This is a genomic window from Levilactobacillus namurensis, assembly GCF_032197885.1.
In the GTDB taxonomy this organism is placed as follows: Bacteria; Bacillota; Bacilli; order Lactobacillales; family Lactobacillaceae; genus Levilactobacillus; species Levilactobacillus namurensis_A.
In genome coordinates, this window is sequence record NZ_CP134159.1 from 331,657 (window position 1) to 344,542 (window position 12,886).

The window sequence follows — 12,886 nt, forward strand, 5'->3', positions numbered from 1 at the left end:
GGCTAAGAAAGAGGGTTAACGTGACGATGCTGCAAACATGGCTCATTTTTGGCATGGTGAACTTAGTGATGACATACTGGTTCGTCTACTTTCAATATTATTGGTTTCCCCAGTTACAGCCTAAGCACATGGTTCCTTACGCTATCGTGATGGCGGGGGCCTATACGGTTGGGGATGGACTAGTCCTAGCGTATCTGCCACGGGGAATCATGTTGCCAATCATCGGGTTATTGGTCGTGGAAGTTAGCCGAATTCCCCGGCGGCACCGTGCTTGTCTGCCCAGTTTCTTGAGCGTGAGCATCTTGGCCTATCTGGCGGTCGAGGTGACCTATACGGCCAGCGTGGCGGTGACCATGCTTTCCACGTCCTACGCCTTTACGCGTTCGCTACGGGGAATGGTCACGGCGATGGTCTTCGTCAGCGCGCTGTGCACGGCTTTGGCAGTGGGTCTGTGGCAGACGCGGGCGCCCATGGAGAATCTGATTCAGGGGACGTTGCGTCAACGGTCGACCTATTTGCTGTTGGCCCTGATGGTCACCTTACTGTTGGTCTTCTGTGGTCTGGAAATGTCGTTGCAGTTACTGCCGGGTTCCCGGGACTACGTGATCTTCTTGGCCCTGATGGGGGCGGTTTTGATTATCGGCATTGCGCTGGGGACCTACATCTTGATGCTGACCCACTTGCAACGGGAGCGGGCCCGCGCACAGCGCAGTCAGCAGCAGTTCCAAGAACTCTACTCGACGGAACTGGAGAACCAGATGGCCCAAGTCCGGCGGTTTCACCACGACTACCAGAACATGCTATTGGGGTTGGGCGGTTATCTAGCCGACCAGGATTACGCCAGCTTTCGCCAGTTGTACGTGGATATCCGCTCTAAGTGGGTCACCAGTAACGCGGCGGACCTGACGATTGAGGACCTCAATAACGTGTCCCGGGAATCGCTGCGCTACCAGATCTACCACCACTACCTCTTAGCGCGGCAACGGGGCGTGCAGGTGTTCGTGGTGATTCCGCGGCCCATCACCACCACCGTGGCGCTGTTGCAGCAGTTGGACGACGTGGTGGGGCAGACCATCCCGTTGGCGTTGCCCGTGGTGGCGTTACACCGACCAGCGACCATGACGCTGGAATTACAGTCGACGTCCAAGGCGATTGTGTACCGTCTGATTTTCCCAGTCCCCGAGGATACGCAAGTCACGGGGTACCGCTTGGTGAACCAGCAATGGACCCTGGATTTTAAGAACATCGTGCATAGTTTACGGGTCCCCGTAGTGGTTCGGCTGCAACTCAAGCGACATTGGGCGGAGCTGGTGCTCTCGTTCCCCCGAAATTAGTCGGCCCCTTGGATATTCACAAACTCGTCATTGTTACGAAGAAACTTATAGCTGATAAAATTTATTAGTAATATAAAGAAAGCGCTTGCAATTATGGCGATGTTTGCTATACTAAGACTTGTAATACCAATCAATCTTTCAGAGAAGCTGGCAAACCAAAAAAGGTTTACAGATTCTTGCATTTGTGAGTAGACACTAATTGTGATGATTAGTATTTACTTACGCTTCCTCGGATGGCCCGCCACTCGGGGAAGGTTGAATCGCTCAATACTACATATTGAGATGATAGCTAATTTGAGTAACGGCGTTTCCTGACTACAAACTGTGAATACGTTGAATACTCTAATGATGCTAGTGGGAGCCGGAGTGTGGTTACTCCGGTTTTTTTGTGCCCTTTTTGGGGGCAGAATGAGTGTCTTAAGAGCGTACACGTAAGTCTAGACCACAGCTCATCGCTGATTCTTAGCTAGCTCTCAAATGACGTGACGACTGGAACATGTTGGCGGGGCGCGTTTTTTCAGCACCTTTCAATTGGCCCAATCCTTGAGCTGGCGGGGCTGGCTAGCTAGTAGCGGTGCGTCTAGGTTGAAATTTTTCTGTAAGCGCTTGCATAATAAGAAACGGTGCGCTATTCTGGAACCATACCCACAACCAGTATCACTTAGAGTCAACTTGATTTGGAAAAGAGGAAGTTAGTATGGCACGTTTAGATGGAAAAGTGGCAATCGTAACTGGTGGCGTCAAGGGAATTGGTTTGGCGACCGCAAAAGCCTTCGTTAAGGAGGGCGCCAAGGTGGTCATCACCGATATTGACGATCAAGGTAGCGCTGAAGCGTTACAGGGAATCGGCGACAACGCCATCTTTGTGAAGCAAGACGTTTCCCAAGAAGACCAGTGGGAACCCGTTTTCCAAGCTGCTGAAAAGGCATTTGGTCCGGTGAACGTTTTGATGAACAATGCCGGTATCCTGAGCTTCAATAATGCGGAGGAAATCACCGACGACGTTTGGCACAAGGTCTTAGCCGTCGACCTCGATGGGGTCATGTACGGGGTCAAGCACGCCATTGCGCATATGAAGGCTCAGGGTGGGTCGATCATTAACCTGTCTTCCATCGCCGGATTGATCGGGATCTCCAACTTGTTCGCTTACAACGCGGCTAAGGGCGGCGTGCGGATGCTCAACAAGTCCGCTGCGCTCTACTGTGCGGAAAAGAACTACCCGATTCGGGTCAACTCGATTCACCCCGGCTACGTGCATACGCCGATGGTGGACGCTTATCCTGAAAAGCGCAAAGAGTTGGAGGCCTTACATCCAGTTGGCCGGTTAGGCGAGGCCAGCGAGATTGCCAACATGGCCCTCTACTTAGCCTCTGATGAATCCAGCTTCTCCACGGGTGCCGAGTTCGTGGTTGATGGCGGGTACACGGCACAATAAGGCGTTAAAGCTGGACACGAGTGGGCATCAGTCGCCTTACCGGGCGGCCACAAAGGACCGAATCGACGATAGTTTGGTAGTGGTGCTCACGATGAGTGTGCTGTGGATTAACTTAATAATCGAATGGCTCTCTGGACTGGCTTAAAGCCAATCTGGGGAGCCATTTTAAATTAAACTAAAGGTTGAAAGTGCCTAGTAAAGCTGCCAGGCTAGGGACTAGCCTGGGTAAAATGATTGTGTTCTGTGAATGAGGTACTTGGAATACCAACGTAAAATTCTAAACGGATTGTTAAATGAACGAATTGTAAAATACGGCGGTATAGAGCCATTCTCATAAATATTGTGACTTTTTTAAAATATTCTCGCTGTTCCGCTGTTTTTAAGTATCAGACGTAGTACAACGTAGGCAATTAAACAAACTGTGTTTACTTAGAGAAGTAAGGCGACATTATGGACGTTGTTGAATTAGCAAAGGCTACCGAAAAGAAATAATCTAAGAGATGATCATATGAGTATTAACAAAAGCCTACCTCTTGTAAAGGTCTCAGCAACAACATTTATAGATGCGATTGGATCGGGTGTATTAACATTTTCACTGGGCCTTTTGTTATTAAAATATACTGGATTAGCTATCAGTTTTGGATTCTCAATAATCATTGGCCCCCTTGTGAGCCTCATAATGGCGCCTATAATTGGAAACTTAATAGACTCCCTGCCACACAAAACAGTTGCTTTAATAGGTGGATTAGGCATGCTTATTAGCATAGTATGTTTTGCTGGGTACTATGAAGTTTATTTTTCTTCAAAAAATATATTTCTTGCGGTGATTCTCTTTAATATGGCTTCTAATTCTTTCAGCAGAATGTTCAGTATGTCGTATTTGTCATCTGTTGGTGGGATTGTACCAAAAACTAAAATGCAAAGATTAAATGGCATTATTAGTCTTAGCTCTTCGATGTCAGGAATTGTGAGTGCGCCTATTGCAGGAGTGTTGTTCCCAGTAGTTAATTTTCGATACTTAATTTTTCTGAGATTATTAACGAGCGTAGTGGTTCTATTTTTAACGATGGTGACAAATTTTGAGAAATATAATAGTTTTCCAGAGAACCAGGGAAATGTGAAGGAAAAAGGGTCTTTTAAGGCTGCACTCAATTATTTGCGCAGCAAAAGTCAACTTTTAAAGATAACAATTTCCGTATGTTTGCTTAATTTTGCGAGTGTTCTTTTTGAGATAGGGACACCCTTTGTTGTTTTAAAAAGGCTTCACCTAAGTAGTAGTATTAGTGGTCTAGTTCAAAGCTGTTCGTCAATGGGGGTTATAGCCGGCGGACTTATAATTTCTATTATTACTGTAAGTCGTCCTTTTAAGTTCACTGTGATACTCTATGAGGTCTATTCTCTATTGTCTTTAGCAGTTGGAATCTTTTTAAATATCAATCTAATTCCAGCAATTATTATTCTGGCGTTATTTAACCTTATCGCTGGATCCATAACATCAATGGCAGATGCACCTATATTTACGTATATTCAGAAGACAGTTCCCAAAAAGATAATGGGACATTTAATGACTTTACTTTTTACAACGGTACAGATATTACAGCCTTTGGGAGTTTTGTTTTACAGCACGTTACTAGATAAATTTAACTTCAAGCTTATTTTTTTAGTAAATGGTATTACACTTTTCTGCTTTATCATATACTTTTTCATTTTAAGTTCTAAAAGCAATGTTGGCTCTATGAAGGAAATATAGGGAGTGTAAAATATCTTGTTTGAAGCGAACCCTTAAAATTGGACAACTTTACTTGGCGACTTTTTGGACGGCAAGTTCCTGGTATTTTACTGGGAACTTGCCGTCCAATTTTGCTACGAGACATTTTAAGATTAGGTTGGACGTTAACTTAGCGTTAGACCTTTGTAGTTTTTGTCCGTTTACCAACTGGTGTTATGTTTGCGAGGTGACCCCTTAGTGTTTTCCACTTATGGTTCATTTGGGGGATAAGCCGTGAGGAGCTAGTAAGCCTCGTGGTCCCCCGGTAAGGCGAGAAGCCATTCAAAACTGGTCGAAATCAGTGGGGACGGGAGCTGTGACGGTAGTTGGGGGTGTGTCTAGGGTGAAGGGTTGCGGGAAGCTGAGTTGCCAGCAGTGAAGTCGTAAGCGGGCCTGACTGGGGGAGCCGTAAAGTGGATCGCCAATCAGAGGATGACCACTAGCCGCGAGATGGACCCGCAGTTGGTGGGTCCGACCAGTCTCTAAGCGCAACTGGACCAGCGTGGCATCGGGCCGGTGATCGACGGCTTGGTAGTGGGTGATGGCCCGCTGGGGATGCACGCCGTTCACCAAGCGCTTACGCTTATCATGTGGGTCACGACCAATCGGGTCAGTAAAGGTCCCGTGGCCGCTTAGGCGGCCGTGGACCCAGGCCAGATAGGTACGCTGGACGCGTTTCTCGGCAATCAAGCGGACCATGATGGGCACCACTCCGGGGGTCTTGGTCATCAGCAGTGCTCCAGTGGTCTCCTGGTCCAATCGGCTGAGAATGTAGGGTCCGGGCTGATCAGCACCTAGGTAGGCCGCCACGTGGTTTAATGTCGTGCCCCGTTCACCGGGTTGATTGGGGTGGGTCTTACTACCCCGGGTCTTGTTGATAACCAGTAAGTCGGCCGTTTCGTAGAGCACGCTGACGGTCGCCGCACTATCGGGGGCGACGTCTGGGAAGGGGTGAGCGAAGTCTGCGGGTAGAAAGGTCAGGGTGACCCGGTCGTTAGGCTGGACCAGCTGATTCATGGACCGGTAGTGGTCGTTGACCAAGACCCGCTGAGCGATGCGCAGGCTATGAACCAGGTGGCTGGGCAACCACCAATCCGTTAAGAGTTGGCGGACCGAGCGGGGCGTAAAGTCTGGTGGCAGGTGCCGTGTGTAAGTCCAGTGCATGGTAGCAGCGTCTCCTTTGAGCATTTTTCGTTAAAAATAGCCTTCCGCTAAATCAGCGGGAGGCTATGGGATTATCGAGAATCAGAGTTAGTCGTCTAAATCTTCCGGCTTAACGATCAGGACGTCGCAGATAGCGGACCGGCTAACGTAGTTGGTAACGGAGCCCACCATTAACCGTTCTACGGCGGTCAGCCCGGTCGACCCGATGACGATGAGTTCCGTGTCGTGGTCGGTTGGGAATTCCCGGGCGATAACTGGCTTAGGGTTCCCGAACCGAACGTGGATGCTGACGTCTTTGACCCCAGCATCGATGGCTTGCTTCTTCAAGTCTTCGAGCCGGTCTTGGACGTCTTGAGATAACTTGTAGATGACGTCACCGCTGACCGCGCCACCGTAAGTATCGCTGAATTGGTTGACTTCCAGCACGTTTAAAATGTCTAGATGCGTTTGGTTGCGCTTAGCGACTTCAATTGCTTTTTCAAGGACTGGTTGGGTTGCTTTGGAACCATCAACGGGAACCAGAATGTTTTTGTATTGTTGTAACATATGGATGCCACCCCTTCACGATGCATATAGAAATCCTATCTCTACTATATCATTTATTACCGGGTGTGTAAGCCCTTAATTTATACAAAACTTTATGAAAAGACCATGTAAGCTCACGTGCCGGACCACCCGCACGGGGCGTTTTTTTCAATCCTGACCCGGTGAATAATTACTGTTATTATACCGCAAGTTTCCCGGTGACCGCTATGATTTTGCCGGCAGGGGTTGCGAAAAGTGGGGACGTGATGTTATAGTGTAATAGATAAATAGGACACTATTAGTGCACTGCTGTCACCTTTGGGGAGGAAAAAACTATGCAATTTGATGATAAGGTCCCAATTTATTACCAGATCAAGAATTACTTGTATCATCGGATCATTGCTGGACAGTTGGCACCCGGGGATAAAGTCCCAGCGGTCCGGCAATTGGCGGTCGATCTCACGGTCAACGTCAACACGGTCCAACGCGCATTGAGCGAAATGGTCACGGAGCAGGTTCTAATCTCCAAGCGCGGCCGGGGAAACTTCGTCACGGAAGACGTGACCCAGATCGCCGCGTTAAAGCACCACTTAATCGTCACCTATGTTCAGCAGTTCTATCACCAGGTGCACGGATTAGAGTTAAGCGACGATGAGATTGTCCAGGAACTGCGGACTTACATCGCCACACAGAAAGGGGTAGACAAATGAGCAACGCATTAGCGATTACCAACTTAACCTACCGGAAGAATTATCAGACGATTCTGACGGACGTCAATCTGACCATCACACCGGGGAAGGTCGTGGGTCTGTTAGGGGAGAACGGGGCCGGGAAGACCACCCTGATGCGGTTGATTGCCGACCTTGCCAAGGGATACCGGGGAACGATCGCGGTCGGGGACGCGACAGCCGGGGTCCAACGCCGGATAGCGGTCAGCTTCAGTGAAGCCTTGCAGGGGTTCCGACCGACCACTAAGCTGAGCGCGGTGCGGGACTTCTACGCCCGGGTCTACGGGGATTTCTCCGCGAAGAAGTACCTGGACCTGATTACCTTCCTTCAGCTGGATGACGACCTGGAGCTGGCGAAGCTGTCGAAGGGGACACGCGAAAAGTTCATTATTGCCCTGACGCTGTCTAGGGAAGCTACGCTGTACTTGTTGGACGAACCGTTCAGTGGAATCGACAGTATGAGCCGGAAACGGATTATCAGCAGTATTATCAAGTGGAAACGGCCGGAAGCCACCATGATCATCAGTGACCATTACGTCACGGAGATTGCGCCGTTATTGGACGAGGTCGTGGTGATCAAGGACCAGACCATCTGCGCTCACAAGAGTAGCGACGCGATTCGCCAAGAGTTTGGCATCGGGGTCGAGGCGTTCTACGAGAGTCTCTACGAGGGGGCGATTCAACATGACGACCTTTAGGCGAACGGTGCGGGTGCTCTGGCGGCCCAAGTGGCGCATCGCCAATTGGATGTTGCTGGCGTACGGGTTGCTGGTGGTGGGTAATCTGGTCCAGACGGGATTCAGTGAGGGCTGGTCCCGCGTCAACCTCATGAATATCACCACGGGCGTCGGCGTCGGCTTAGGGGTGATTGCCTTTGTCTGGCTGGCGGTACGCACCGAGCACGACTGGGTACAGGATACTTACCGCTTACTGCCAGTGACCAATACCCGTTTCTACTTGGCGGGGGTGGTCACCACGGTCGGGGCATACTTATACTTCGTGGCGGTCCGGCTCCTAGTCATGGGGCTAAGCGCTCTGGTTAGTGGCCAGCAGTCCGCGGCTAACCTGAGTCACTGGTTGCGGGTTGCTTGGGCTGGTGGCGTACGGGAGTTCGGGACCGTCGGCTGGTTGGGGGTGTTGGCCTTTGTGGCGCTCCTAGTTAGCCTACTGATCGTGGGAGCTTGGACCCTGATTACCTTGGTCCACTTGCTGACTAACGCGCTGAGTACTTTTTTACCGGCTGGTCGCCAAAGGATTTTTAAAGGTCTCCTGGCCATCGTGGTTATCGGCGTCCTGGTTTGGCTGGGTAAGTGGCTGGTTCAGTTGCGTGATTGGGTGACGGCAGCTTGGAATGACGCGGCGATGGTGAGTATCCTGGGGATGTTCGTCATCGGCGTTGTGGCGATGATGGCGGTCAACGTCTACTTGTTGAAGTTTTGGGTGGAAGCCCGGGTTCGCTAGAAAAGGGGAGTTAGAACCATGACATCATTTAAAAATTTATTTTGTGCCCTTTGGAAGCCCAAGTTGCGGACAATGAATCGAATCCTCCTGTTGTGGGCCTTAGCTATCGTGGTCACCTGGGTAGTCACCGGGTGGTCGCAGGGCTACCGGGGCCTCGATTATAGTGGCTTGTTGGGCGGCTGGACCGGTATTGGGTCACTAGTGGGCCTAGTGGGCTTGGCGGCCCATAATGAGCGGGTGGTGCGCAATGATTCATTTCGTTTGATCCCGGTCAGTGCGACCAAGCTTTACCTGACCAACCTCCTCGCGACGTTTGTAGCCTACCTATACCTGTGCGCGGTGGAAACGGTGGCCTTTGGCTTGAGTCTGGTCATCACCCATCCTGGTATCTGGCGGCAAGCCTTCCAGATAAAACTATCACCGGATGAGCCGTGGCTAGCAATGGGCCTGGCGGTGGTCTTGGTGCTGGTCCTGCTGTTGCTAGGCAGTTGGATCATGATTACCCTGATTCACCTGGTGGTCAACGCGTTGAGCGCGTTCGTCCCGGGAGTCCGTCAACGGGTCATTAAGGTCCTGTTAGCCATCGTAGTGGTCTGGGGTCTGGTCTACCTTTCTGGGTGGCTGTTGAATCTGCAGACCTACCTGACTCGCAGCTTTTCGGGAGATGGCACCTTATGGATCAGCCTAGCTTTAATGGCGCTGGCTGAGGCCTTAGCCGTCGCCGTCAATATCTACTTATTAAAACATTGGACGGAAGCCCGATATTAAGTCACGTATGACTAAGCCGTCACCCAATTGGGGTGGCGGCTTTTTGTGAAGTCAGCGCCTTACCGGGCGGCCAGACAGGGCTGGAACGCCGTGGGCCCAACTTCGAGCCAAAGAGCGGTCTCGAAGTTGGGCCTTTTCCTAGGCGAGCTGAGGACCACTCACCAAGGAAAATTTCACGGCTGAGCCCTGTCTGGCCGCCCTCTCGGCTCATACTGGTCGTTGATGGCCGTCAAACGTGCGCTAAGAATCACCATTGCCCACTGGCGGAATGGGGGGCAATAATCTGCTGGTCTTAAGCTAAAGCTGATCTTGATGAAGCTTAAAGTCGGGTTCACTGGCATGACAAGTCGACTAATCGGTTATTCGGGCCACCTGGACTCGCGGAAGACGTGTGTCTAAAGTAGATGCGATGTGTTCACCGCAACATGAGTGGATTTTCTTGTGTCGTCATGGTCAAGTGCCATCTGGTTAGCGGAGGTTGCCAGTAATTTCAGCGTTAGTTTGTTCGATAGGTCATAGCCCGGAGGCGAGCAGAGGTTCAGCCAGCGAAATGATGGTTAGTCAGCGTTTTTGGCTGGCTTACCATCAGGCCGAGTTTTGAAATTCGTGGTCTTGGCGAAGTTTAAAATCGTGCCCGCAGGCGTTCCAACCCCTGAGCGCCGGAGGGCGGCCAGTTTGATTCTAACTAGTTCGACGTGGCTAGACGGTGTCTCGACTTGAGAAGAGCACCCAAAAACGCACGAACCTCGCGGGATTCGTGCGTTTTGGTGAAACTGATGTCGCGATTACTGCAGCTTCGATGACGTAAGGGTCAGGTTGCTGTAGACTTCGTTGTTGGCTGGACTAACGTTGAAGCCCTTGACCCGCTTGTTGACTGGGGTCCAAGCGTAACTGAACTTCTGAGCCACGACGGCGGCTTCTTCGTTCATGTAAGCTTGCCAATCCTTGAAGGTCTTGGTCCGCTTGGCGTCGTTCCAAGCCGTACTGTCATTCATGGCGTTGATCAACTTGGTGTTCTTCTTCGTAACGAAGTGTCCCATGTTGAAGGCAGCCGTTTCACCGTACAGTTGTGATTGTGATGGTTCGGAGGATAAGCTCCAAGCTCCCAACCAGACGTCCATCTTGTTTTGCTTAGGCTTCTGCAGGGTGTCGTAGAAGCTGTTCATTTCCATTGGCTTACCGTTCGTGTATTGCACGTTCAGTCCCAACTTGTGCCATTGTTGCAGGTAATCCTGGTAAGTAGCTTCGTTGGCAGCACTACTGCTCATGACCCCGAAGTTGATCTTCAAGGCCTTGCCATCTGGATCAGAACGCCACTTGCTACCGTTACGCTTCTTGTAGCCCGCGTCGTTCAGTAACTTCTTGGCTTTCTTCATGTTCAACGGGTAACCCTTGGCCGACTTATCGTAGTACTTCTGGAAGACCGGTGGAATCAAGGAATTAGCCCGCCATGATACCCCGTATCCGAACTTCTTCAAGACTTGGTCTTGGTTCAGGGCGTACATCATGGCTTGCCGCAGACTCTTGTTGGCCATCTTGGCGTTTGGATCGGAGACGTTCTTCCCCGTCTTAGAGTCGTAGTACCCCATGTTGAAGGCGAAGTAGTTGTAACTCAGGGCAGATTGACCGACAATCTTGTAGTTCTTGAGGTCCTTTAAGTTCTTGTAGTCGGTCCCACCCAGTGTTCCGGCACCGCTTGGTACCGTAGCGTCATACTTCTTGGACTGGAAGGCTTTGTCGATGTTGTTGCTGGAGACCACGTTGATGGTGATCCGGCCGATTTGGGCCTTCTTGCCGTAGTAGTACTTGTTCGGTACCCAACTGGTAGATTCACCGGTAACCAACTTATCTAGCTTGTAAGGACCAGTAAAGATTGGGTTCTTCCGCACTTGTTCGGAGGATGCTAACTTGGCAATCGGCACGTTCTTGATGTATTCGTAAGGTTCAGCGGTTTCCCAGATAAAGGAGTTCCCGGAGAACTTCATAGATGGTGACATCTTGGTGAAGTGAATAACCGTGGTCCGGCCCTTTTCGCCGTCCGGGAAGGTGATACCAGAGATGGTTTTGGCCTTACCAGCGTGGTAAGCGGCCATCCCTTTGATAGCATTGTAATCAGAGGAGTACTGTTGCGATGTAGTGTTCTTGTTGGCTAAGACTTCGTAGGAGTACTCGACATCCTTAGCGGTAACCTTCATACCGTTGGACCACTTAGCATCTTTGCGTAGGGTGATCGTGGCGGTCTTGTTCTTGCGGCTCAAACGGAGATTGGCTAGCCCACCATCGACGATTTTGTAGTTCTTGTCGGTGTTGAACAGAGCGCCGCTGCCCCCGGGCGAGAAGACGTCACTATCTTCGGCGTTGGAAGCTAGGATGGGGTCGGAGATGCCTTGGAACGGTGAATCGTTAACTTCGGCCAGCTTCAACGTGCCGTTTTTAGTCGCGGACTTGTTGGTCTTGTTGGTGTTTTTATAGCTCGTTGAGAGCTTGACGGAAGCGGTCGTACCGGATTGTTCAGAAGAAGAGGACTTCTTGCTGGAACAAGCGGCCAGACTGACGGTGGCTAGGATGGCCATCGCAGAAAGAACCAATTTCTTTTTTACCATAGGATATTTCCCCCTTATATGACGACAACTGTGATGTACGTTGGGTTCTCCTCAGAAACTCAACAGTGATGGGACGGGTAATGCTTAAGTATAACGGGCGTATTGGCGGGCACCATCTCCTTAACTGGGTGTAGCCATTAGTCCGTGGCTCCTTGACGTTGAGAGGCGTCGGCAGCTCGACGGATAACTTGGCCGATGTAGCTAATTGACAGACACAGAATGATGATTTCCAGCGCGGCCGGCAACCAAGTCCACCAGTATTGCGTGATGTTATTGGGGTCGTTGGCGTTAGCAATCATGGTCCCTAGCGACGGGGTTTGTAGCGGTAGCCCGAAGCCCAGGTAGGACAGCCCGGTTTCAACCCCGATGTTTTCGGCGATGGATAGGGTGGTGTCAACGATGATCAGCGATGAAATGTTCGGCATAATCTCGCGGAAGATAATCTTAAAGTTACCGGTTCCCGAAGTCTTGGAGGCGGCCACGTAGTCTTTCTCGGATTCCGCTAGGGTCCGCGACCGAATCAGTCGCGACGTGCCTTCCCAGTAGAAGATGGAGAAGATCAGCGTCAGGGTCACGGCGTTGTAGTTCTTGATGATGGTGACCAACACGATGATCATCATGGTCATGGGAAGCATCATCATGAAGTCGTAGACCCGTTGCATCCCCCAGTCGATGTAGCCGTTGAAGTAGCCGGAGATTAAACCCCAGCAGATCCCAAACGTTGACGAGATCAGAGTCAGCCCAAGGGCGATACCGATAGAGTTACGTGAACCAACGATTAGTTGTTGGGCCACCGACCGACCAGCGGAGTCGGCCCCCAGGAATAGGCCGTTTTGACCAGGTTGGCTAAAGTAGTTCATGATGTTGGTCTCCATCATCTTGGGCGTGTTGATGAACAACGAGCCAATCATGACGAAGAGGATGAAGCCGACCACGATGACGAGGGCCACCATGGCGGGTTTGTCGGCCTTGAATTCGTCCCAGATGATGCGGGCCGAAGACGGGGTGGCCTCCGCTTTAGCTTCTTGTGACAACCGCGTGAGGTCGGCTGCCGAAATGTCTGAATGTTCATTAAAGTTTGCTGCCATTGTTTGTCGACC

11 protein-coding genes are annotated in these 12,886 nt (G+C 50.8%); 7 read left to right on the top strand and 4 right to left on the bottom strand.

Annotated features, from left to right (window positions below; translation table 11 throughout):
- The first annotated feature begins 26 nt into the window (after positions 1-26).
- The 3 genes from RIN67_RS01330 (at position 27) to RIN67_RS01340 (ending at position 4,519) form a co-directional block, all read left to right on the top strand.
- On the top strand, positions 27-1,334 hold the full coding sequence (locus tag RIN67_RS01330) for a signal transduction protein (RefSeq protein WP_264999736.1): 1,308 nt from the start codon (positions 27-29) through the stop codon (positions 1,332-1,334).
- A 697-nt stretch (positions 1,335-2,031) separates the two neighbouring features.
- Positions 2,032-2,769 carry a glucose 1-dehydrogenase gene (locus tag RIN67_RS01335; protein ID WP_264999735.1) on the top strand — a complete coding sequence of 246 codons (738 nt, stop codon included), beginning with the start codon at positions 2,032-2,034 and terminating at the stop codon, positions 2,767-2,769.
- 508 nt (positions 2,770-3,277) lie between these two features.
- Entirely contained in the window at positions 3,278-4,519 is a 1,242-nt protein-coding gene (locus RIN67_RS01340) for an MFS transporter (protein WP_264999734.1), read from the top strand.
- Between the two features lie 300 nt (positions 4,520-4,819).
- On the opposite strand, the gene RIN67_RS01345 is transcribed toward RIN67_RS01340, so the two are convergent.
- Positions 4,820-5,701, bottom strand: coding sequence for an RluA family pseudouridine synthase (locus tag RIN67_RS01345; protein WP_264999733.1), 882 nt, complete (start codon positions 5,699-5,701; stop codon positions 4,820-4,822).
- An 87-nt stretch (positions 5,702-5,788) separates the two neighbouring features.
- Positions 5,789-6,247 carry a universal stress protein gene (locus tag RIN67_RS01350; protein ID WP_056944873.1) on the bottom strand — a complete coding sequence of 153 codons (459 nt, stop codon included), beginning with the start codon at positions 6,245-6,247 and terminating at the stop codon, positions 5,789-5,791.
- Between the two features lie 314 nt (positions 6,248-6,561).
- Between RIN67_RS01350 and RIN67_RS01355 the strand changes: the two genes are divergently transcribed.
- The 4 genes from RIN67_RS01355 to RIN67_RS01370 are packed head-to-tail and all read left to right on the top strand — an operon-like array spanning position 6,562 to position 9,183.
- Complete coding sequence (locus RIN67_RS01355) at positions 6,562-6,936, top strand: GntR family transcriptional regulator (protein ID WP_107740106.1); 375 nt, start codon at positions 6,562-6,564, stop codon at positions 6,934-6,936.
- Positions 6,933-7,652, top strand: coding sequence for an ATP-binding cassette domain-containing protein (locus RIN67_RS01360; RefSeq protein ID WP_024747107.1), 720 nt, complete (start codon positions 6,933-6,935; stop codon positions 7,650-7,652). Before RIN67_RS01355 ends, RIN67_RS01360 begins: the two co-directional genes overlap by 4 nt.
- Positions 7,639-8,415 carry a hypothetical protein gene (locus tag RIN67_RS01365; RefSeq protein WP_264999732.1) on the top strand — a complete coding sequence of 259 codons (777 nt, stop codon included), beginning with the start codon at positions 7,639-7,641 and terminating at the stop codon, positions 8,413-8,415. Before RIN67_RS01360 ends, RIN67_RS01365 begins: the two co-directional genes overlap by 14 nt.
- An 18-nt stretch (positions 8,416-8,433) precedes the next feature.
- A complete protein-coding gene (locus tag RIN67_RS01370) occupies positions 8,434-9,183 on the top strand; it encodes a hypothetical protein (protein ID WP_264999731.1) in 750 nt (249 codons plus the stop codon).
- Positions 9,184-9,968: 785 nt separating this feature from the next.
- Here the strand turns inward: RIN67_RS01370 and RIN67_RS01375 are convergent.
- Complete coding sequence (locus RIN67_RS01375) at positions 9,969-11,786, bottom strand: oligopeptide ABC transporter substrate-binding protein (RefSeq protein WP_264999730.1); 1,818 nt, start codon at positions 11,784-11,786, stop codon at positions 9,969-9,971.
- 137 nt (positions 11,787-11,923) lie between these two features.
- Positions 11,924-12,874, bottom strand: a complete 951-nt coding sequence (locus RIN67_RS01380; protein WP_264999729.1) for an ABC transporter permease — start codon at positions 12,872-12,874, stop codon at positions 11,924-11,926.
- Positions 12,875-12,886 lie beyond the last annotated feature (12 nt).